General features: G+C 57.9%; 17 protein-coding genes and 4 pseudogenes. 9 read left to right on the forward strand and 12 right to left on the reverse strand.

What is annotated here, in order from left to right; genetic code table 11:
• Positions 1–46: 46 nt before the first annotated feature.
• The 4 genes and pseudogenes from IVA87_RS15040 to IVA87_RS15055 all read right to left on the reverse strand — a co-directional run bounded on the left by IVA87_RS15040 (position 47) and on the right by IVA87_RS15055 (position 3572).
• Positions 47–1168, reverse strand: a pseudogene (locus tag IVA87_RS15040) (ParB/Srx family N-terminal domain-containing protein).
• A 105-nt stretch (positions 1169–1273) separates the two neighbouring features.
• Positions 1274–2230, reverse strand: coding sequence for a zincin-like metallopeptidase domain-containing protein (locus IVA87_RS15045; RefSeq protein WP_247334044.1), 957 nt, complete (start codon positions 2228–2230; stop codon positions 1274–1276).
• Between the two features lie 503 nt (positions 2231–2733).
• The gene (locus tag IVA87_RS15050) at positions 2734–2916 is read right to left on the reverse strand and encodes a hypothetical protein (protein WP_247279078.1); all 183 of its coding nucleotides are present in this window, start codon (positions 2914–2916) and stop codon (positions 2734–2736) included.
• A 134-nt stretch (positions 2917–3050) separates the two neighbouring features.
• A complete protein-coding gene (locus tag IVA87_RS15055) occupies positions 3051–3572 on the reverse strand; it encodes a thermonuclease family protein (protein WP_247334045.1) in 522 nt (173 codons plus the stop codon).
• Positions 3573–4033: 461 nt separating this feature from the next.
• Between IVA87_RS15055 and IVA87_RS15060 the strand changes: the two are divergent.
• Positions 4034–4833, forward strand: a pseudogene (locus tag IVA87_RS15060) (DNA ligase); the annotation flags it as partial.
• Positions 4834–5317: 484 nt separating this feature from the next.
• Here the strand turns inward: IVA87_RS15060 and IVA87_RS15065 are convergent.
• Together IVA87_RS15065 and IVA87_RS15070 are read right to left on the reverse strand one after the other, a co-directional pair.
• Positions 5318–5518 carry a hypothetical protein gene (locus IVA87_RS15065; RefSeq protein WP_247334046.1) on the reverse strand — a complete coding sequence of 67 codons (201 nt, stop codon included), beginning with the start codon at positions 5516–5518 and terminating at the stop codon, positions 5318–5320.
• A gap of 86 nt (positions 5519–5604) precedes the next feature.
• Positions 5605–5805 (reverse strand): annotated as a pseudogene (locus tag IVA87_RS15070) (cell envelope biogenesis protein TolA); the annotation flags it as partial.
• Between the two features lie 135 nt (positions 5806–5940).
• Between IVA87_RS15070 and ligD the strand changes: the two are divergent.
• The 4 genes from ligD (at position 5941) to IVA87_RS15090 (ending at position 9167) form a co-directional block, all read left to right on the forward strand.
• On the forward strand, positions 5941–6882 hold the full coding sequence (gene ligD, locus IVA87_RS15075; RefSeq protein WP_247334047.1) for a non-homologous end-joining DNA ligase: 942 nt from the start codon (positions 5941–5943) through the stop codon (positions 6880–6882).
• A 281-nt stretch (positions 6883–7163) separates the two neighbouring features.
• Positions 7164–8219, forward strand: a complete 1056-nt coding sequence (locus IVA87_RS15080; protein ID WP_247334048.1) for an N-acetyltransferase — start codon at positions 7164–7166, stop codon at positions 8217–8219.
• Entirely contained in the window at positions 8197–8592 is a 396-nt protein-coding gene (locus tag IVA87_RS15085) for a hypothetical protein (protein WP_247334049.1), read from the forward strand. Before IVA87_RS15080 ends, IVA87_RS15085 begins: the two co-directional genes overlap by 23 nt.
• The gene (locus IVA87_RS15090; RefSeq protein ID WP_247334050.1) at positions 8589–9167 is read left to right on the forward strand and encodes an AAA family ATPase; all 579 of its coding nucleotides are present in this window, start codon (positions 8589–8591) and stop codon (positions 9165–9167) included. Before IVA87_RS15085 ends, IVA87_RS15090 begins: the two co-directional genes overlap by 4 nt.
• On the opposite strand, the gene IVA87_RS15095 is transcribed toward IVA87_RS15090, so the two are convergent.
• The 3 genes from IVA87_RS15095 to IVA87_RS15105 form a co-directional block, all read right to left on the reverse strand.
• Entirely contained in the window at positions 9120–9659 is a 540-nt protein-coding gene (locus tag IVA87_RS15095) for a GNAT family N-acetyltransferase (RefSeq protein WP_247334051.1), read from the reverse strand. The two genes, IVA87_RS15090 and IVA87_RS15095, sit on opposite strands and share 48 nt — an antisense overlap.
• 2 nt (positions 9660–9661) lie before the next feature.
• Positions 9662–10393, reverse strand: coding sequence for a hypothetical protein (locus IVA87_RS15100; protein WP_247334052.1), 732 nt, complete (start codon positions 10391–10393; stop codon positions 9662–9664).
• A 391-nt stretch (positions 10394–10784) separates the two neighbouring features.
• Entirely contained in the window at positions 10785–11393 is a 609-nt protein-coding gene (locus IVA87_RS15105; protein ID WP_247334055.1) for a hypothetical protein, read from the reverse strand.
• An 836-nt stretch (positions 11394–12229) separates the two neighbouring features.
• Here IVA87_RS15105 and IVA87_RS15110 point away from each other — a divergent pair.
• The 4 genes and pseudogenes from IVA87_RS15110 (at position 12230) to sugE (ending at position 17286) form a co-directional block, all read left to right on the forward strand.
• Positions 12230–13580 (forward strand): annotated as a pseudogene (locus tag IVA87_RS15110) (IS701 family transposase).
• A gap of 375 nt (positions 13581–13955) precedes the next feature.
• Positions 13956–14138, forward strand: coding sequence for a hypothetical protein (locus IVA87_RS15115; protein ID WP_247334056.1), 183 nt, complete (start codon positions 13956–13958; stop codon positions 14136–14138).
• A gap of 2013 nt (positions 14139–16151) precedes the next feature.
• On the forward strand, positions 16152–16859 hold the full coding sequence (locus IVA87_RS15120; RefSeq protein ID WP_247334057.1) for an SPASM domain-containing protein: 708 nt from the start codon (positions 16152–16154) through the stop codon (positions 16857–16859).
• Between the two features lie 112 nt (positions 16860–16971).
• Positions 16972–17286 carry a quaternary ammonium compound efflux SMR transporter SugE gene (gene sugE, locus IVA87_RS15125; protein WP_247279066.1) on the forward strand — a complete coding sequence of 105 codons (315 nt, stop codon included), beginning with the start codon at positions 16972–16974 and terminating at the stop codon, positions 17284–17286.
• A gap of 222 nt (positions 17287–17508) precedes the next feature.
• Here sugE and IVA87_RS15130 read toward each other — a convergent pair whose 3' ends face one another.
• The 3 genes from IVA87_RS15130 to IVA87_RS15140 form a co-directional block, all read right to left on the reverse strand.
• Positions 17509–17628 carry an inorganic phosphate transporter gene (locus IVA87_RS15130; protein ID WP_247334058.1) on the reverse strand — a complete coding sequence of 40 codons (120 nt, stop codon included), beginning with the start codon at positions 17626–17628 and terminating at the stop codon, positions 17509–17511.
• Positions 17629–18968: 1340 nt separating this feature from the next.
• Positions 18969–19490: a thermonuclease family protein gene (locus IVA87_RS15135; protein ID WP_247297568.1), complete on the reverse strand. Its 522-nt coding sequence runs from the start codon at positions 19488–19490 to the stop codon at positions 18969–18971.
• 454 nt (positions 19491–19944) lie between these two features.
• Complete coding sequence (locus IVA87_RS15140) at positions 19945–20691, reverse strand: energy-coupling factor ABC transporter permease (protein WP_247334059.1); 747 nt, start codon at positions 20689–20691, stop codon at positions 19945–19947.
• Positions 20692–20757: the final 66 nt, after the last annotated feature.

Here is a 20757-nt window from a genome sequence, read left to right on the forward strand (position 1 = left end):
CGGTCCCCGAGCAAGCGCAGGCCAGCCGGAGCCAGCCCTTATGCTGTCACTCAGCCGCGTCGAGCTGTTGCGGATGCTCGTCGCTGCCGTTCTCCGGATCCTCCTCGCCAGCGAGGAATTCTGGCAGCGGGCCCGCTTCACCTTCCGGCTCCGCCGAAGACGGGCTGGAACCGTCGAGGCGCAGCGGCTCCGGCAACCAGCCCGAGCCATCCAGGAGACGCTCGGCCTCTTTGGCCATGTCGGCCTTCTTCAGATGGTCGATCAGTTGCGCCGACGACTCGCCCTTGGCTTCCCGCAACGCCTCCAGAATGCGAGGCTTAGTGACGGGGCCGATGTAGTTGTTGACTTCCAGCCAGCCTGCACCATGTCAACTCCGGCAGCGCGCGCTAGCACGTTGGCCTGGTCGAGACGCGTGCGGACGCCGTGGGCTGAGACGCGACCCTGATTGTAACGATTGGCCGGGTCATAGACGGCGTTGACCGCAAAGGACGCGCAGTGGGCGAACAGCGACGCCTGTGCACTACCATCGAGAGCCGTCAGCGCATCCCAGAGATCGTTCTCGCTCTTCGGCAACCGTGCGTTCCAGCCCTCATGCCGCACCTCGACAGACTTAGCCGAGACGCTTTCCCTCAAGCCCGGAGCTTGAGCAGGAAAGGTTGGCGTGCGCAGCCAAATCTCAAGGCAGCTCCCGGACGAAGCAAACCTGTAAAAGGCCGTCAGCACGAAGTTGTGCAGCACTGCCTGGAACGCGATCGCAGGATTTTCGGCCAGCGCATCCCGCAATGCCAGCGTACGGTGTGCCGTCAGTTCAATGATGAGCCGATCTGGCAACGGGCTTGCCGGGTCTTCATCATCCTCCTCGGCTTCGGGCACGACACACGGAACGACCCGCGTCTTCGCCATGCGCTTCTGCTTGACGAGAAGTTCCAGTGCGCGATAACGCCGACCGCCCGCTGGCACCTCGAACATGCCGGTTTCGTTACCCTCCATCGAGTACAGCCCGGACATTCAGGCTCTGCAAGAGAGTGCGCCTCGCAATGCTTTCCGCGAGCTGCTCGATCGAAACGCCCGCTTTCACGCGCCGCACGTTCGACTGGCTGAGCACCAGCTTGTTGAACGGAATGTCGCGCGAGGGCGACAGCGTGATCTTTTGGACAGCCTTGGTCATGTGGATTCTCCACGGGCGGCCGGGAGCCTCTCTCTCGGCCTCCAACCCGTCGCGAAAACCGCATCTCCCCTCTCACTCTCGTTTCCGAAGTGACTGGCAAGATCTTTACGCTGCCTCCTGCTCCGCTCTCTCGGTCGTCATGTCGACAACAACTTCCGGCAAGAATCCAAGGAGATAGTTCGCAACCTTGCTGGCTTGTGAAGCAGCTCGCACAATCGCGCGATTGTCTTCTCGCAGCACTTCAAGCCAGGAGCCAATATAGTCGGCGTGCCGCACCGTCGGCACGATACCGAGCGAAGCGCAACTGAACGCAGACGAGATCTCCGCAACCAGTTCCTCAAACGCGTACTTCCTGGTCCCGTAGCCGCCTGACAAGTCGCGGTTGAGACGTGACGGATGGCCGCTGGCATGCGCCAGCTCATGCAGGGCCGTTCGATGCCAATTGATCGGCTCGAAATAGGCTTGCGGTGGCGGCACCTGCACATAATCTTCTGCCGGCACATAGAAGGCGCGATTGCCGCCGATCCGGAAGTCGATGCTAGTCGCCTTGATAAGCTTTTCGACCCGGGGCTCGATCAGGCCTGGCGGCGGAGGCGGTGCCGTCGTTGTGATCTCGGAAGGCAAGCCCTCGCATTGATCACTGTTGAACACCGTGAAACGCTTGAGGAATGCAATGGCCTGCGCTTCCTCACCGCTCTCGCTCGCGCGCCGCTTTTCGTCAGCCGGCACAAAACGATTGGCGTAGACGACGGTCGTGCCGCGCTCGCACTTGCGGACGTGACCGCCGAGCAACAGCGCCTGGCGAAATGTAAGCCAGCTCTGACCTGTGAATGCGTGTTCGGTGGCGGCCCCCCAGAGGATCAAAATATTGATGCCGCTGTATTGGCGACCGGTCGCGGCGCTTTTCGGCAAGGCCAATTGCGCCTTCGCCGCCGCGGAGCCCCATGGCTGCACCCACGGCACTCCGCCGGCTTCCAGCTCGGCGATGATCTTGTTGGTGATTTCGTCATAAAGGCTCGCCCGGTCCTCACCGGTGCACGCCCGAGGATAATATCTGGACATCGCGGATCTCCGCGACGGGCGGTGCGAGCCTCTCTCGCAGCCTGTAACCCGTCACGGCAAATCCGCGCGACACTCTTACTCTCAGCCTCTCCGCGAGAGAGTGCGAAATCTACGAGGCGGCCCGCCTTCCGTCCATTTCGTCATAGGGCTTTGGCCTTGACCGCCCAGGGCCGCAGGCCCTGATCAGGCGTGCGCCAACGGCGCATCACCTCAGCGGAAAATGGCACCCGGAGAGCGTGAGCATAGCGACCCGAAGGGGCACGCTGGTCCGAGTGCAGCGACGAGACCGGTTAATAGCGGCACCCGGGAACGGGGCAGTGATAGCGATCGTCGAAGGCGAGCCCCTTTCCCGAGTGCCCCCGGCGAGGAGCTCCGAAGCTCTTGGCGCGAGGGATCGAAGCCGGGCGCCGAGACGCAAAGCGGCTCGGTTTCACGAGAGCCCGATGCGGCGAAAGCCGCACGCGCGCAAGCGGAAGAACTCCGCTCAGACTCGAACCGGCGATCTAGATTTCCTCGCGAGCATGCGTCTGCGCGTCGTAGATCCTGATCTGAAGCAACGGAAAACGCTTCTTTAGTTCTTCGCCAGCCGCCTTGGCGCCGTCTCTGGTTGTAAATTCGGCTTTGAACCGGCCGTCCACTTCAATCGCGTAACCAGAGGTCGGCAATTCACGGGTTGCTGCAACCATTTCATTCCCATTGTGCAGTGAGGTGATTGGGAATCATGGGTAGCGTGAGTCGCCCAAACCGCGCCAGAGCCACCTGCCCAACCTGTGATGATAGGCCAATACACGTTGTGGATCGGCATCTCTCCGGAACCGCATCAAGGATGGGCATTTGTGTCATCCGAGCAGGTGGCCGGCTTTCCACTTGCCCGAATGCATGCACGATAGAGCCACGGCTCGACGTAGCTGCCCTTCCAGAGTCCCTGGCCGGTACGCTCAGCCTCGCGCTGAGCTTTGTGATATCTTCTCTTCGAATATTGAGGCCAATCCAACGCAAGACCGCTCCGTACAAGCCATTCAGCGAGATCCCTGCCTGCGACCGAGCAGGTCGCAACCGTGCGGCCATACGGGTCGAGGCTGACAGGAACACAATTGACGGGACGGCTGGCAATGAAGGCATCAAGGTCGTTCGCCGCCTGTGCACCGCAACGATATTGTAAGCTGTCTTCGCCGCGGCACAGCTGACTGCTCTCCGGTGCATCAATGCCCCAAAGCCGGATGCGCACCCCATGCATTTCGAGCGTGTCACCGTCGATCACGCTCGCCTGTCCAACAAAATCGTCGGCCAGCGCCACACCCGACAGAATGGTGAGAATCAAAGCGACAGAGGTTCGACGCATTCCAATGACCTTGTAGCTATATCAAATCTCGCGGATTGGATTTGGCCAGTTCTCGAGTGGTTTCTGCGTCGGCAGGTTCTCGCCTTAGATGGTAGGCTGGTCAACCGGCCGAAGAGGAAAGTTGTGTCCCAATGCGCCGCTTGGGATGAGGCAAAGGCGCTGCAGCACCCTTTGCCGGACGAGGCGCGACAAGGAAGACAAGCTTACAGCCTATGCACAGGGCGGCGGAACACGTGGAAAAGCACCTGCCCCGACGATTTGGAATCCCTGCTCTGTGTTAGCAGCCGGAACGGATTGAGGGCCGCAAGGATTCGCCCCTCGCGCAGGAGCGATTTTGATGCTGATGACCAAGGAGAGGCGAACGGCGACCCGCACGGTACGCGGGCGGGCGGTAGCCGTGCTGGAGGAGGCAGGCGCGATCCGCGAGTGTGAGTACCACGGCTGGATGCAGGACCGCGCCGATCCACACGATCCAGTTCGGCGGCTACTGGGTCCAGATCTACTTGGCCAACGAGGCGGCGAAGGTCTTCACGCGCCGCGGCCATGACTGGACCCACCGCTTCAAGAAGGTCGCCCATCACGCGTGGCGGATCAGCGCGAGCTCAGCCGTCATCGACGGCGAGATCGTCGTCCCCGCCGCCGACGGCACCACGGATTTCTCGGTGCTGCAGAACGAGCTCAAGGGCAAGTCAACGAGCATTGTGCTGGTGGTCTTTGATCTGCTCTACCTGAATGGCCGCGATCTCCGAAAGCTGCCGCTGATCCAGAGGAAAGCCGAGCTCAAGAAAATCGTCGATGGTACCGACGTCCAGTTCAACGAAAGCTTCGAGATCGAGGGACGCGAGATGTTCGCGCATGCCTGAAAACTCGGTCTGGAAGGCGTCGTCTCGAAGGTGCGAGACGCTCCCTATCCGAAGGGGCGTACAGGCGATTGGGTGAAGAAAACCTGCATCCAGCGCGAGACACTGACGATCGCTGACTCGACGAGGGAAAATGGGACGGCATCGATGTCGATCGCCGCAACGGCGACGATCTGGTCTATGCGGGCAAGGTCGACCACGGATTTGACAAGACGTCCGCCGCTGACCTCCAGAAGAAACTGATGCCGCTGATCCGGAAGACGCAACCGTACACGAAGCGGATCGCACATAAGGGCATCTGGGTCGAACCAAAGCTGCTCGCCGAGACCGAGTATCGCGCGAAGTCGGCCGAGGGAAAGGTCCGGCACCCGTTCTACCGGGGCCTGCGGGAGGACCTGTGATGGATGCATTCGATCGCCTGGCAGTGGGCCAACAATCCCTTGGAAAGCCAACTGCACGATACCGGCCGAGCTACATCGGGCCGTCATGGAGCTCGCTCCTGAGAAGCGACGGGACCGCGCCGCCGTGAACCAAGCCGCAGTAGGCGTACTAGGGTACTCACAGATCTGGGTCGATGTCCGGTCCGCCTCGACCCCGACCGCCTTTGTTCAACCGCATCAAATGCCGCGATGGGACAACAGAGGACGCGCTACAATAACGACGAGGTCGCCAACTGAGACGGTCTTACTTCATGTCGAAATTTCCCGGGGGGCGCCTCTTTAGGCGCCAATAGCCCACCAATGCGCCCCACTCAAATACGCTGATTAGGATGCCGACCAGTGCAGTCCCAATCCCGCACATTATCAAAATCATTTGGAGCATCGAATCACCGCGTGCCGTGTCGATGTTCCTGAGAGTACCAAAGTGAACAGTCGTTCCGAAGGCTTATTTGGGTGGCTGCAATTCGGGCGACGTCAGCCAGTCGCTTAGATGCGCGCCGGTCTCGGCGATCCTGGCTCGCTTAAGTAAACTCTCACGTTCCGTACCAGCCGGTAACTGGCTCGCCCGTTCTTTAAGCTTATTGGCCTGTTCGGCCATTCGTTCTTCAAGCGAGCGGGTCTGCTTCACTCTGCGGCGCTCTCCCATGGGGCGCTCCCTAGTGTTGAATACGATTTCCAAACCGCGAAAGGTAAGTTCGGTTCCGGTCGGGTCGTTGAAGATCTGTCGGATCAGGCCGGCCGCCTGAGAACGACGCCGGGCTTTACCATGGTCGCGGCGACGACGTCCCGATCGTGGCTCTCCCTTGCCGCGCCCTGATGGAAGAGATTGCTATCTGCGCCCCGCGCTTCCAGAGCCGCTTTCATGCAGGGAGCGGCGATCGCCTGACCGACGAAGCCCAGCGAGGTCTGATAGGTCTTCAGTTTTCTGGCCATCGGTCCGATCCGCCCTCCGCGATCGATCGTGCTCACGCCACGACGCCTGCGGAACACGACGCGGCCTCGAAGCGTTCCCTAATCCTTGAAGGACGTCCATGCATTTCGCAACGCGCTCCGAAGGATTGACCTCGAATGAGCCCGACGTCGCCCTTGCCCAAGCGTTTGCAGCCGATGCTCGCCACCGACGCGCCGTTCAACGACCCCGGCTGGGTTTTCGAGGACAAGTATGACGGCTTCCGGATGATCGCAGAAATCCGGCGGGGCAAGGTTGCACTCTACAGCCGCAACGGCAAGATCATCAGCCGCAGCTATATCGAGGTCGCTAAAGCGCTGGAGGGCGTGAAGGGCGACGCCGTGATCGACGGTGAGCTCGTCGCGATCGGAAAGGACGGCGTCTCACATTTCCAGCTGCTTCAAAACGCGCGGCGCCATGAAGCGAAGCTCCTGTATTGCGCCTTCGACCTCATGTTCGAGAACGCAGTGGACTTGCGCAGGCAGCCTCTCCTCGAGCGCAAGAAGCGGCTGAAGGCGATTCTGCCGCGCGACAGGCTGATCGCCTTCAGCACTCACCGCAAAGGAGACGGCACGAAATTCTTCGTCGATGCCGAGCGGAAGGGTTTGGAAGGCCTCATGGCGAAGCGCGCAGACAGCGCGTATACATCAGGAAGCCGAACGGCGGATTGGCTGAAGATCAAGACGGCAAAGCGTCAGGAAGTGGTGATCGCCGGCTTCACGGCACCCAGGCGCACCAGGCCATTCTTCGGCGCCCTGGTCCTCGCCGTGCGGGAAGACGACGCATGGCGCTATATCGGACATGTCGGCACCGGCTTCAGCCACAAAATCCTGGAAGACCTGCATGGCAAGCTCGTGAAGCTGACGGCCCCTAAATCGCCGTTCCCTGCCAAAGTGAAGGACGAGGCCGCCACGACCTGGGTCAGGCCCTCGCTCGTTGCCGAGGTCAAGTTCGCGGAGTGGACGAGCAAGGGCGAACTGCGCCAGCCCGTCTACCTCGGGCTCCGGTCCGACAAGCGGGCGAAGGAAGTCGTGCGCGAGCGAGAACGTCCGCGCAAATAACGCTTCCCTTCGAATGTGACCGGCAAACGGAACGAATTAACGCATTCGCCTCCTCCGCTGTGAATTCCCAGCGCGGTGGTGCGCTCAGTCGCCTCCAGCCGCGCTAATGCCTTTCGTCGGGCACCATTAATCCTTGGGATGAAGGTACATCTTTGCTTCCTGTCGCACGAACCTCACCCCCCGAATCCCCGGCGCAAGAAAGCCCTACCTGATGTACAGGAGATTGTAAGGGCGGCGCAAATCAGTCTAAAAGTTGTGATCACTTGGCATGGGGAGGCAACGTGGTAACCAGACAGCTTCGACTAACGAAATTCCGAGAACTCCGTCTAAGCGACCCATTCTTTGACAGTCTTAAGAGAGGCTACGTCGATTTCGCGGATTGGTTTGCCAAAAAAGCGGACGCGGACGTTTATGTAGTTGAGGACGACGCTTCCGTCCTGAGCGGCATGATTTACCTCAAATCCGAAGAGGGCGCAGTGTCTGACGTCACCCCGCCCTTACCGAAGCTCAAATGGCTGAAAGTAGGCACCCTGAAGATAGAGGGACGGGGTACTAAATTGGGCGAGCGGGTGCTCAAAAAAATCTTCGATACCGCCATCGACGAGAATATGGACGGCATCTACGTGACCATCTTCGATGTGCACGAAGACCTTATCCGTTTGTTTGAACGCTATGGTTTTAAGAAGGTTGGGACGAAGACAACAGATAGCGGCGAGGAACTGGTATACGCTAGACGCCTCGATCAATTCTCGGGCGGCATGATCAGTGATTATCCATTCGTGCACACTGCTGGAAAGAAGGCTTGGCTGCTCGCGGTATACCCCGAATTCCACACGCAGCTCTTGCCAGACTCAATCCTGAATAACGAGCCTCGCGACATCGTTCGGGACGTCTCCCACACGAACACTATCCATAAGGTTTATATCGGCAAGATACCGCTGACCCGCATGTCTCCGGGCGATGCGGTAGTGATCTATCGGACAACGGATCATAAAGGGCCAGCATACTACCGTTCTGTTGCATCATCCATTTGCATCATAGAAGAAGTTCGTCGTAAGAGAGACTTCGCGAATATCGAGGCATTTTTGGACTACACGGCTCCCCACAGCGTTTTCACTGAGGACGAACTGCGAGAGCAGTACGAGGAAAGCGACCGCTTGTATGTTGCGCGCATGACATACAATGTCGCTTTTAATAGGCGCATCACTCGTGGCCGGTTAATGGAAGAGGCGCATGTCACAGAACATCCTCGATGGGATCTTCGTGAACTTACACCGACGCAATTTCGCGCAATTGTGGAGATGGGAGACGTAAATGCGCGTATTGTTATCGATTAAGCCTACTCACGTTGAGAACATCCTCTCTGGCGCGAAAACGTTTGAATTTAGGCGAAAGATATTCTCGCGGCGGGACATCAAGACGGTGCTCATTTACTGCACGCGCCCTGTCGGCCGGCTGGTAGGCGAATTTGACATTGCGGAGATCTTGGAGGGCCATCCGGAGCAGCTGTGGCTCAAAACTAGGTCAGGCTCGGGTATTTCAAAGGAATACTATGATGGCTATTTCTGCGGGCGCACACAGGCCTATGCCCTCAAGATTGGCGCTGTCAGGCCTTTTGCAGAGCACATAAACCCTACTCAACTCGTAGAAAACTTCACCCCACCTCAGTCATTCATGTATGTCGGCCATCGAGGAGCGTCCCTTCTTTGAACCAGCTGAGTGGTAAAATCGGGGTTGTGCTTGTTTTTGGTATCTCTGGGGTAGGTAAGTCGACCGCTTGCGCTTCCTACGTCTCGCGACATCCGTCGGTTTTGCACACGAGCGCCGGAAAGTTATTGCAGGCCGCGAAAAACATTGACAGCGCGCTTCTCCGAACAGATGTTGCAGGCAACATACTGCAAAATCAGCATCTTATCGGAGAGGCACTCAAACGCTATCGGTTGGGCCGCGAAACATCAGACATATTGATTGACGCACATAGCGTCATCGACAACGATCATGAGCTGATCAAAATTCCCGTTGATGTCGTTCGCTTCATGGAACCCAAGGGCCTAGTTCTTCTAGAGGCCCCGCCAGAACTGATAATAGAAAGACGAAAAAACGACCGTCGCTTTCGGCCCTCTCGGACGGCCGAAGAACTCAAAATTCAGATGGAAGTCGCCCGTACGGTTTGCGAAAGTTACGCAAACGAACTGGGCGTACCTCTAGAGATTGGAACGACGTCGCACGGCGGCGATCTAGAAGCGCTTATCGAGCGCATCGTAGCCCGAAGACGGATCGATTAGCGCACCTAAGTAGCGCTGCGGAGTGACATGCTCGTTGTACACAATTTCTGAGGTATTCGGCACGTATAGCCCTTGCTGGACCGATGTCAGGTTGAATCCATAGAAATCAAAAATGCGTTCAAATGCCGGTAACCGATTCTCACTGACCGTCAGATGTGGCTTGTCGTCATCCAGCCAGCGAAGCACTGCATCGAACAAGCGAACGCCAATACCGCGCCCATAATGGCTAGGCGCAATCCGAACAGTGCAGATCTTGTTCTCTTCGGGCTCTCGTTTTCCGATAGCCAATCCAACCAACTGCCCGTGTCTCTCGACACGAAGCAATATTCGGCTTTCGTTTCGAAGGCCGGGAACGACCTTTGTACGAAACCAACTCTCAATCCCCGGATAATCGTACGAAAGTGGGATCAGGAAGGCCAACGCCTCGCTTTCCTGCCTAGTCAGGGGCGCTTCCATGGAGCTGCCGTTCAGAAGGACAGTTGCACTCGTCATTGTCATTTTCCAAACGAAGAAGTCAGCGATGAGAGCCCGCTCTTAAGGATAGCTGTCAGCGAAGGCTCAATCGCCGACGCTGTAAGGTTACCCAAGACGCCAAACGCAAAGGCAATCGCCAAGTAATTCTTCAAAATTTGGCGTCCTGTGCGCCGCGTCTGCATCTTCACAAACGCCGAGAAATCTTTGATCCCGACCGGGTCTATCTCCCGCCAGTGGTAAACCATCATACCATCCGGAATTCCACTTGGGACATAATCATTCCAAAAATTGTGCTCCAACAGGCGGCTTTTATGAAGAAGCCGGCTACTGAGCGTCACGTCGGCAAGCACAGGAACGGCAGTCAAAAATGCGACCCTGGTAATGGTCACCGGCGGCCTATCGGTGGCGTCAGCAAGCATAAGATTCTCTACTCGATTCGGCAACGTACGCGCCTCGTTGAGCCTCAAGTCGACGTATTCGACCTCATCGAACCCACTTTGAAACAGACGATCACGCGGAGTAATTGTTCGAACAAACGGCTCCTTATTGTCGATATACATCCGGAGCCGAAAATACACGGGCGATCCTGGCGTTAGGTTCGTACACACCTCATCGATGGCCTGCCTTGTGATGGTGAGCAAAGTGCCTCCGGAATTCTCCGAGACCGCAAGTTGCCTCTCATCTAGCGCTCCATCTTCCGTCACAAAAATATGGACGCGGCAAAAAGGAGCTCCCTCCTTGAGCAATTCCACGCACTGTGGGCCTCTTCGCGAATTGCAGGTTAGAGGCTCATTGAAGATCCCCTGCGCAATTTCAACCCGTGCGAAGTACGGCGCACAATCCTCAATAGCTGTTACCGGCAAAAAGAATGGAAGGAAGATGTTTACCTTCCCTACCTGAGTAGGCTCGCATAGCCAGACACCCAACTCCAAAAAGTCTCGAACTCGACCGTTCCTTCCTCTAAAATCGACATCACCAGCCACGCGCCAATAATTGCAGTGAACCTCAGCCGTGGCTCCTCCTTGCCTGGTCCGATGGACGCACCAGACTGCAACACTTCCATCGTTACTCATATTAGCCCCCTCAGACCGCAACTAGGTGAATGCGCCGCCAAACGCGGTCCAAAGATATAAGACCAGGACCTCAGCCGCCACCGGCGAATATGCTAAGCCAATACGGACTAAGGCGGACACTCACTGATGAGACACGCCAAGGCGATTGTCCGACCGGATTGTTGCACGTGTAGAGATACAGATTAACTCTGCTCCAAAACCAAGCCAGATCGTCACTCATGTTCAGCGTGACGATCGTCTGATCCGGCTCGAGGAGGTGTTTCTGCACCAGCAGATCGGACTCTGTCGCGCGATGAGTTACGGCGTCCTGACGTTTGAAGAGGTAAGTCTCATCGCCGTAGTCAATGCCGGCGAAGTATCGCACACCATCTATGAATGGCGCGCGCACACCAACGTCGACGCGTTGGTTCGTCGGCAGAAAGTTCGTGGCAATCACGATGGGGGCACCTACCGGATTTCGGCCAGATCGCAACTGCACGGCAAACTCGCCGGGCTGCACGCACTGCTTCTGTGGATCACTGGCGGCGATGGCCTCCCCGCCCGGCGCCGGCGTAGAACCTTGAGCTCCAGGAGCAGGGCCTTTGGTCGGAGCAGGCGATTGCTGGGCCTTAGACGGGATGGCCGAGAGAGAGCCAGCCAGCACCAGCGTATATGCGGCAACGATAAACGATCTCATCATGCGCTTACCGAAGGCGGTTGAGCATCAGCATTAGCATCACTATCATTTACCAGTGGTTGCATCTTCCCTTCAAGCCAACCACTCACGTTATCCCCCGCCGCGCTCCTTCCAAGTGCGGTACGCTTCGCTTGGCTGAAAAGGAGAAGGTATGCGGATTGCAGATTTTTTACGGGGCTGGGGTCTGCTGCACGTGACGAGCAACTCGTTCTCGTTCGACGCTCCACGCACTACAAGGTCCTTATAGGACACTGATGCAGAATTCCTGCCGTTTTGAACAATAAACGATTTCTTCCAGCGCATGAGGCACTGAGCCACAGGAAAGAAGGCGTGAGCCGCGCTCGGATGGATTTTGACATGTGAACGCCCCGTTCGCGTCGCTAGCGCGAACGAAATCCAGGAATGCCTTCGCCGCGGCGGCTGAGTACGCGTTGAAATGCAGGCGCGATAACTCCACTCCTGTTAACTCGAACAATTCAGGATGGGGCGGTCTGTAGCTTCCGAGGATTTGTGTGGCCAGTTCAAAGCCGAGGGAAATATTGCACGACCTATAGATGGTCTCGGTGGCTAGCAAACCGCCGGCAAATCCGCCATTGATCGTTATGTCCGCAATGGGCAGATGAGATTGCCGGTAGTGCGTTGGTTAACATCCCGTGGTCATCGGGCGGCGGCGCTTCGGGGAGCCGATCCAAAGAAGAGCTTCGTATCCCGGCCCTAAGAAGAAAAGCTGCGATTGACTGCCATAAACGCCGCTGATCGCTATGGCTGCAGAGCTAGACACTACTTTGGCAGATTGTTGGATTTGAGCCTTTTATTAGGATTCCCGAATCGATTTTTCAATGATTCATGGGTGGTCGGCTCTTGGAGGGCTGACCATGGCAGAATGGGAAGACGAACTCGAACGCTGGCTGAAGCCGTTCCTGGATCGGCTGGGTCATAAGACCCGACAGCGGATGTGTCCGCTGTACGTTGCGGGGCTAATCGGTCCCCGCGATCGCAAGAGCGTTCAACCGATGGCGGAGCGCGTTGCATCGGGCAACTACGATCAACTGCACCATTTCATCGCCGATGGTGTCTGGGACGCGACACCGCTGGAATCGGAACTGCTCAATCAGGCCGACCGGCTTGTCGGCGGCCAGGATGCCGTGCTCGTTATTGACGACACGGCAATGCCGAAGAAGGGTGATCGCTCAGTCGGTGTCGCGGCTCAATATGCGTCGGCTCTTGGCAAAACGGCAAATTGCCAAACGCTGGTGTGACTGACACTTGCGCGCGGCGAAGTGCCGGTAATGGTCGCGCTGCGTCTCTTTCTGCCCGAGAGCTGGACAAGCAATGTGTCTCGTTTGAAGCGCGCCCGCGTGCCGGTCGAACACCGAACCCCACGGTCCAAGCCGGAAATTGCTTTGGCCGAGATTGACCGCGCGATCGCGGCCAACGTGCGCTTTGGGTGCGTGCTGGCGGATGCAGGATACGGGCATAGCGCGCCGTTTCGACAAGGACTGACGGCACGCGGATTGGCCTGGGCCGTCGGCATCCCTCGACATCTCAAAGTATAGCCTGTTGATGTGCAGCTCATCTGGCCGGTGACCAAAGTTCGAGGTCGACCACGAAAGCACCACGTGCCAGATATTTTATCGATCGCGGCAGAACACATGCTGGCGAGCGCCAAGTGGAAGACCGTGAGTTGGCGCGCAGCGGGACGAAAGGTCGACTGAAAGCCCGATTTGCTGCTGTCCGTGTCCGCACCGCCGACGGACCTCCGCAGCGGATATGGGATAAGGGTCAGCAGCATCTCCCAGGCAACGAAGCTTGGCTCATTGGCGAGCAACGCGCCTCAGGGGAGAAGAAATACTATCTGGCCAATCTGCCCGCGGCGGCCGATCTGCGCACACTGGCCGCGACCATCAAGGCACGATGGATTTGCGAGCAGGCGCATCAGCAGTTGAAAGAGGAGCTTGGACTCGATCACTTCGAAGGGCGATCGTGGCAAGGTCTTCATCGTCACGCCCTGATGACTATGATTGCATACGCCTTCCTGCAACACCGCCGCCTCGCACACGCGGGGCGGAAAAAAAGAATCAACGGGCCTCCGCCTCAACCAACCATGCCCGCCGTACGCCACGCCATCGTCGATCTCATCCTTCGACCGCCGTCTCAGCAGTGCCCGTACTGCCGAAAACAACTCCTTGAAAAACCGTGGCGCAAACAGATTCTGCCAAAGTAGTGTAGAGTCCTTCAGACAATTCAGGCCTGAGGGGGACATCGTGATTGTACTTTTTCGCTATGCCGGCGCGGCGCTCATCTTCGGCACGGTCGCCGGCAGCAGCTTTATATGGGGCTTTATCAATCACTTCTAGCTTGCGGCTTCGCGTTAGTCGCTTCACTCATTGTCGTACGTTGCATCGAGCGCGCCTTTGTCAAGAACGCTCACCGCGAAATGGCACGCATCTATGGAGCGGGCTGGGGTCATGCTACAATTATCAGTCAAGGCAGCGGATGCTCCTTGTGGCCACGCTCATCATTTGCTCGATTGTCGATGTCCTCTGATCGGAGGTAGCTGCCCAAATGACCAAGCCTCCCCACCCATTCCAGATCGCTCGAATGGAGCGCTTGCGGGATCTGCTTGCGGTCAATTCGGCAAGCAATACGATCACCGCAGAAGTCACCCCGGCCTCGATGCCTAATGCAGACCATCGAGAAAATCGTGCCAACCCTGGCTCGGAAAACGATCCAGCAAGACATCCTTGAATAGGAGCGCGAGCCAAACGCTCGGGACGTCGAGGCTGGAGCACGCGCCTTCATCTCGGAGAAGTTGGCGCGGCTCACAGCGGGCTTCGCATTGAAAGCGGCAAACTGTCTCGGCGCGTCTGGATGTATAGGCCGGCGACGGATAGCGTACGAACGGCGCCTTTCGGCGAGTTACCAAAACTTACACTGGCTTAAGCTGCCCTCCGGAAACAGACTTCCGAAAAGTGGGTTCAAGAGCGGACCAGCGTTGCCGGATCCGGCGAAATGGGGGTAGCCGCCGAGGATGACAACGTGCGCCACCTCGTCGCACTGAAGGGACCGCCTTTTGTGGCCCCACGTTCTTGAGCAACCGAAAAATCTCGAAGGACCTACCCTGACATTCATAATCCGAACATCCGTCGAGCGTCTCCACCTGGAAATCGATCACGGGATTGGTGGCGAACTTGTCTTTCAGCAGACTGCGAAAACGATGCTCTTCTGCAGCGTCCCGGATATGGTTCTGTCGGAGGCGTTAGAGGCGGTCTGACGGTCACGCGCAGTGCCTATCTGACCGATGCCATTCAAATTTGGGATGAGACGCTAAGGTCGCTAAATGGCGCCGGCGGAAGCGCTGAAAAGTGCCTTTCAGCTCAAAGTCGATCCCTCGCACCTCAAGCCTGATCAGGCGTGCGCCAACGGCGCATCGCCTCAGCGGAAAATGGCACCCGGAGAGCGTGAGCATAGCGACCCGAAGGGGCACGCGGGTCCGAGTGCAGCGACGCGACCGGTTAACAGCGGCACCCGGGAACGGGGCAGTGATAGCGATCGCCGAAGGCGAGCCCCTTTCCCGAGTGCCCCCGGCGAGGAGCATCCGAGCACCATTGCGAATGCCCCTCCTCCCGCGATTTAGGTTCGGGGCCGCTATTGCTGAACAATGCCGCGGAGACGCGCCACGCAGCAGGCGGGAAAGAGAAGCCCAAGGGACTCTGCTTTTCCTGGAATTTGTGAATAGCCTGTGGGTCAGGCTCGATGACGAGATTGTCATCGCGATCATGATATTACCGCGGCCTGAGGCCAAACACATACCAGGCAGGCGTCGATGATGAAAGGATGAGTGGTTCCCGGCTGGTGAAAGCTCTCGATCGCAAAACTCGACGGGTGGCTCGCGACATGCGGAGCTCACAATCTGTGTTAGCTTGCTGAAGAGAGGACTTCCCGGCCGTATCGGCACCTCGTCGGCAGATAGGCTAATCCGTGTCCCGATTCGCGCAAATCGCGCCCGCTCACTCCTATGGTGAGTAGCGTTTTCAACTGTTGAAATTCGCGATTTGCTGGATCAAGGCGAAGACTTTGCATTCTCGACGGGACCAATGGCACTCGCAATCGGAACTTCGCGGGTCGATGCCGGCCACGTTGATCATGATGACGTGGCGCTCGGGGCGGCGGCTACACCGTCACTTTTCATAAGAAAGCTGCCATTCAACTCATTCTCGAGAGAGCTTGAATCGCACGTAGCGTCATATTGTACGCTATCGATTGCGTAGAGTTGCGCCTCGGTTGCGGCATTTGGGACGACATTTATCGCGGACGTATCGAGTTATGGACAGTACCGTCAATGGCATGACTGATGCTTGTTGGAATAAGCGAGACGTTAGACCAACCCCATCGACGCATGTGCACTCGACAGCCGTCCAATGCTGCTGGACTGGGGCGCTAAGGAGAGAGAGCCGTGCCGCTTTCTTCATCTGTCGCGATCGCGCTTGCGACCGTGCCGTTTCGCGCTGATGGACGACGAATCGAGAATGATGCATGGGCGAACCGGCATGAGATGCAAATCGACGGTCCCCCAAGGTCTCTTTGTTCCAAACGCGGAGCGCGAAAGTGGACAATATAGAATCGATGACTCTACAGGAGCTGCGATCCGCAATCAGTGGCGGCAGGGTCTTGGAGATAACTACGACAACGGGCTGTGTCGTCGGATGTTCTTATTGCCCGCAGGACAAGTTTGCCGAACGGCAAAGAGCGATATCCGACGTGAAGCATCTTTCTCTCCAAGATTTCAAGCGATGTCTGGCGCGCGTACCAGCAGCTGTCGACATCAGCTTTTCCGGGTATTCGGAGCCTTGGCTCAATCCGGCTTGCACCGAAATGGTTGAGCATGCCTATGCTTGTGGCCATGGAATCCGAATTTTCACAACCCTGGTAGGGATGAACGGGCGGGATCTAAGACGCTTGCGTGCGCTGCAGTTCCGCGTTTTCCTGGTGCATGTTTTTGATGACGGCACGCACATGGATAGTGGTCTCGTTAGGCGCAACTATGTCGATTTGATGCGCCAACTTGTCGATGCCGACATTTCATCGTTGCTCTTCATAGTCATGGGCGAGGTGCATCCCGAACTTGTCGGCATAATTCCTGACGAAGCGCTGGTTCGCTCGCGTCCGCCGGGCAGCAGGGCTGGCAACAGCGAGAAGATGGTTGGAGCGCGGCAGCCAATCGTTGGAGCACTGACATGCCCTGACGAACGGCAATATCGTAATGTTCTTCTCCCAAACGGCGACGTTACTTTCTGCTGCATGGATTTTGAGCGACGACACGTTCTGGGCAACCTTCTCCGCGACAGGTACAAGGATCTCTTCGAAGGGGCAGCTTTTTGCAAGATTGCCGATCGCATGAACGGAACGGACGGCTTTCTACTTTGTCGATCGTGTGAATTCGCCGAACCAATAACGTCGGAATGCTGATTTTTGAGAGAAGTTGACCCCTCGAAGCGAATCGCGAGCCCTGGCAAGGGTGGCCTTCCAGCTCATCACCACATCAGCCGCGGGACGACCCTGCCATGAACGGAGGGCCGCCATGGCCTGGAGCATTTTGTTGGTCGCCGGCCTGCTGGAGGTCGCCTGGGCAATCGGCCTCAAATACACTGAGGGCTTTACCAAGCCCGTTCCGTCCGTGCTCACGCTCGCGGCCATGGCCGGCAGCGTGATCCTGCTCGGCCTTGCGCTAAAGACGCTGCCCATTGGAACTGCTTATGCGGTTTGGACCGGCATCGGTGCGGTCGGCACCGCAGCGCTCGGGATCATCCTGTTCGGAGAACCGGCCGCCGCGTTTCGCCTTGCCAGCATCGGGCTGATCGTCGCCGGCATTGTCGGGCTGAAGCTCGTGTCCTGACGAAAACATCGAAAGCATTGACCCCACCAGGTCAGCGCCGCAAGGATCGCCGAGGCCGGCACGTCATTCTGCAGGCATAGACGATCGAGCTGGCCACGTTCCAGCGCACCGCTGAGGGGCGCGGCGCCGATAATGGCGAGGAAAGTGGCCAAGCACAAGATGCTGATGCAAGGCCTGTGGGCCGAGACCATCTGGCCGCGACCTGGTCGTGACGCGAAAGCCCTAGCGCACGATACGCCAGCCGCCCATCAGGGTCCCACCGGCATCGGTCTGGCACAATAGCACCACCCAGAACGGCACGAAGAATTCGCTGCCGAGATCGCCGTGCGAATAGAACGGCAATGAACCCAGCTGATCGCAGTCAGGTGAGCTTGCGATCTCTGAGTGAGCTCAGCTCCGCTCCTCGAATCACCGGTGCGACTTCATTGTGTGGTTCCAAAGAAGCTCCATCACCCAATCTCTTTCGCAGGAGCGTTCATGAAATCACCGGCGCACGGCATTCGATTCGTGTTCGACCTCAGACCCGCGGCTTGTTTAAACAACGACCGCTATTGTCGCGTGGACGACATCGCGATTGAAACACGCCGGGAGCTTGCATCGTGCCCGTCGGCACAGAGTCTGCACACAACGAGGGCATGGGAGCGACGCTGCGAGTTCAGTGGCTCACGCTTCGTTCTGGAAGGCGCGCACTTCGTGTTCGGGAGGTGATATGCGATCTGACGTTTTTGTTCGGGCTGCCGCAGCAGTTGCGCTCGTCGCATGCGGTGTTGCTCATTCAGCGGATCTCCAGCCAGTTGTCAGAGAGCCATGCTGTTTCCAACCGAACGAACAGCTGCATTGTCTTCTGTGGCATTGTTGTGATCGGCGCGTGCAAGGCAGGTCCACACGTCTTTGTCACCGAAACCGCTCATGCGGTGTTAGGCTTCTTACCCGCCCGGCCAAATGCTGGCCTATGTCGGAGCAGCCGTGGCTTGAAAAGGCAATCGCGGCCGATATCGCCAACAGCAGCGAAGTCCGGAAAGGTACCTATGCGGCGTTCCCGCGGCAAAGGGCGCAATTCGACTACCGTCGTTTCGATGGCCCCTGGGAGGCGGCGTTGAGCAAGCGTCGCACCTGCTTGGTCCATCAGATTTGAGCGCGAGTGTATGAGTTTTGGCGGGACAGCAATCTGGCGACCTTTGGGCACAGCTGCGCGCTCTGGGCATGTCAAAACCTAAAAGTTTGAGGCGAATGGCGTGGAGGTAGGCTGCATCCCAAGCCTCATTCGTGTTGCCTACCTCGCCCAGTGGTGCCTTGAACGCCAGTAGCCTTCTTTCTTCCGCTCAACCTGTACCCAGCGGACTCTGATTGTTGTTCCGTGCCACGCCTTTGTCTTGTTTAGGCTCCGGAGAGCCCACCATTCTTCCGAGTAAATGCGGCTCTCTCTCGAACTCGAAAAGGCGCCGCCTTGGCATGACCGCGAGTCCATGGTTCCGAAGAATTACGCCGAGAACGATGGCGTTCCTGCGGCGCTTGCGATTTCTGTCTTGCGACTTTCGCGCTTACGATTGAGACCATCCTACTTCTTTGAGCATGGTTGGGCGGCAGTGGTAAGCTTCACTGCCGGTCGAGGCCAGCTCGCCCGTGACTGCCACTCTGTGCGGAACCGACTCTGGCATATATTCTGGTGTGGGGAATACGAGTCAAGGGTGTGCATTCGCGTCGTCAGAACAGCTGGCTGGTCGACCACCTAACCGAATGCACGCTCGATATAGCCAAGGTACGGCAAAGCTGCCCGCCCACAAGCCCCGTCCGGCACGATCGGCCGCGCGTTGCGCAGCGTGGTATCGTCCCCTGGAGTATCGCGCCCAATCGAGCACGAGACCGTTACGCACCAACCATTCTGCGAGATCGATGCCATCAGCTGAACAGATCGCCATCGTCCGTCCACACTCATCCTCCAGGACTGACAGACAACTGACTTCGCGCTCTGCAACGAAGCTTTCAAGATCGCTCGCGGCCCTGAGGCCACATCGATATTGATTGACGTTGATATCTCGGCACATTTGAGTTTTGTCCGGCGCGTCGATGCCCCAGAGCCGAACGCGTGTCCCGTGAATTTCAAGGGTGTCGGTGCTGATGACCTTTGCCGGCCCCGCCAATTCGCCGGCAAACACGATGCTGCACAGTGCGAGCATGGTCAACACCACGATCAATCCATACATGGCGATCTTCTTTGTCGAACTACGAACATTCCGGCCGAGTGCTGCAGAGCATGGGAAGCCGCCGAACGGCGTGCCATCGCGGCTGTGCTGAGGAGGCTGCTAATGTTGCATGGGTAAGCTCGTTCGACGGATGAATCCCCGTGTATCAGCAGTGCAAGACTCCCCTCGCGTCCAACCTCGCCCCGGATGTTCTGCGACCAGGCTGCTGCGCTGACCGCATCCCGCCATTCCTCCAGGTCGTTGCGGTAGTTCGCTTTGGCCGCATCACGCACCAGCCGGTCGAACTCGGTAGTGCGCGTCCGCTCACTAGCGACCGGACCGACGCGGACGGCCGGCCGCAAGTCGTCGAGATATGATTTCCTGGTCGCCTTGTGCGGAATGAGCATAAGCTCAGCCCCCTCGCTGCCACGGATAGCAGCGAGCGCGCGTCGCCCGGGATCGCGGCAGCCGGCTGCTATCGGGGAAAGCGTACGCATCGCTTGAGCAAAACGGGCGACATGACGGCCATCGTTGCTATCAACAGCAACATGCCTTTTAAGAGCGGTGGGCGACAGATGCCCTCGCACTCACGCCGCCCAATTGGTTTCGCGAGCGCCAGCACAACCAGATCAGCCAGCGGCTCGACCAAGGCCACAACTGCATAGGAAACCGCGAACGATGGGACGTCACCGAGGTTGGCGGCACCGAAGCCCGCGCCATAAAGCGCCCAAAACGCGACCGAGACAACGATAGCAGATTGATACGCAGTCGAGAGCGCAATCGCATTACTGTACTGCAGATCGCGATAGGCAGCCTTGGATGGAATGAGCCGCTTGGCGAGCGCCCGGATCTCAAACAGCGGCACTAGACGCGTCGTGGCATTCATACCATATTGCGGCAGGTCGGTCGGAACAAAGAGCACGCCTTGCAGCAAAAGGCCGAGCGCAAGACCAAGGGCAGCCGGCGCCGCGCCGAACAACAGTGACAGCGTCGAGCGCAGGACGAATTGCACTTCGGAGACCCCAACCGCAAAGTGCGGCAGGATTTCGAAAAACGCGAACACAAGACCCGTCGCGGCGATGGCTTGCACAGCAAATGACATTGCGCCCCGCTCGCGTATGGTCTCGACCACAAGCTTGGCGATGACGCAGCCCGTCGCAATGCCTGTCGCGTACCTCAACACGAGCTTGGCGTCTGTTACTATTCCGGGTTCGATATGCACGGTCTTGAGTCCTTTCTGCCGTTGTACTCGGGCCTTCGCTCAAGAATTTGCCGGGAGCGTTGTCTC

The organism is Bradyrhizobium sp. 147, from assembly GCF_023073935.1.
Classification (GTDB): Bacteria; Pseudomonadota; Alphaproteobacteria; order Rhizobiales; family Xanthobacteraceae; genus Bradyrhizobium.

Excerpts from the sequence above, each read along its gene's own strand:
- IVA87_RS15045 (WP_247334044.1), bottom strand. The coding sequence starts at position 2,230 with ATGTCCAGATATTATCCTCGGGCGTGCACCGGTGAGGACCGGGCGAGC.
- IVA87_RS15050 (WP_247279078.1), bottom strand. The coding sequence starts at position 2,916 with ATGGTTGCAGCAACCCGTGAATTGCCGACCTCTGGTTACGCGATTGAA.
- IVA87_RS15055 (WP_247334045.1), bottom strand. The coding sequence starts at position 3,572 with ATGCGTCGAACCTCTGTCGCTTTGATTCTCACCATTCTGTCGGGTGTG.
- IVA87_RS15065 (WP_247334046.1), bottom strand. The coding sequence starts at position 5,518 with ATGGGAGAGCGCCGCAGAGTGAAGCAGACCCGCTCGCTTGAAGAACGA.
- ligD (WP_247334047.1), top strand. The coding sequence starts at position 5,941 with ATGAGCCCGACGTCGCCCTTGCCCAAGCGTTTGCAGCCGATGCTCGCC.
- IVA87_RS15085 (WP_247334049.1), top strand. The coding sequence starts at position 8,197 with ATGCGCGTATTGTTATCGATTAAGCCTACTCACGTTGAGAACATCCTC.
- IVA87_RS15095 (WP_247334051.1), bottom strand. The coding sequence starts at position 9,659 with ATGACGAGTGCAACTGTCCTTCTGAACGGCAGCTCCATGGAAGCGCCC.
- IVA87_RS15105 (WP_247334055.1), bottom strand. The coding sequence starts at position 11,393 with ATGATGAGATCGTTTATCGTTGCCGCATATACGCTGGTGCTGGCTGGC.
- IVA87_RS15115 (WP_247334056.1), top strand. The coding sequence starts at position 13,956 with ATGACCAAGCCTCCCCACCCATTCCAGATCGCTCGAATGGAGCGCTTG.
- sugE (WP_247279066.1), top strand. The coding sequence starts at position 16,972 with ATGGCCTGGAGCATTTTGTTGGTCGCCGGCCTGCTGGAGGTCGCCTGG.
- IVA87_RS15135 (WP_247297568.1), bottom strand. The coding sequence starts at position 19,490 with ATGTATGGATTGATCGTGGTGTTGACCATGCTCGCACTGTGCAGCATC.